The organism is Pseudomonas sp. SIMBA_041 (assembly GCF_046535095.1).
Classification (GTDB): Bacteria; Pseudomonadota; Gammaproteobacteria; order Pseudomonadales; family Pseudomonadaceae; genus Aquipseudomonas; species Aquipseudomonas mucoides.
This window is the reverse complement of the sequence record NZ_JAWRXJ010000337.1, coordinates 1-270: the sequence shown is the minus strand read 5'-3', so window position 1 is coordinate 270 and position 270 is coordinate 1. Positions and strand designations below refer to the sequence as shown.

At 51.5% G+C, this 270-nt stretch carries 1 protein-coding gene; it reads left to right on the top strand.

The window, feature by feature from the left end; genetic code table 11:
* The coding region (locus SB725_RS31385) for an Rsd/AlgQ family anti-sigma factor (RefSeq protein WP_410923318.1) at positions 1-270 on the top strand (270 nt) is incomplete at both ends.

Below are 270 nucleotides of genomic sequence, written 5' to 3'. Positions count from 1 at the left end.
TGCCGGACATTTCAGTATTTATGAGCGCATTCTTCATAAGCTGGAAGGCAACGGGCAACTCGCGCGCGCCGCGAAGATTTGGCCGCAACTCGAAGCCAATACCCAACAGATTATGGATTACTACGATTCCAGCCTGGAAACCGCCATCGATCATGATAATTACCTTGAGTTTCAACAGGGTTTATCTGACATCGGCGAGGCGCTGGAAGCGCGCTTTGTGCTGGAAGATAAGCTGATTCTGCTGGTGCTTGACGCCGCCCGCGTAAAACA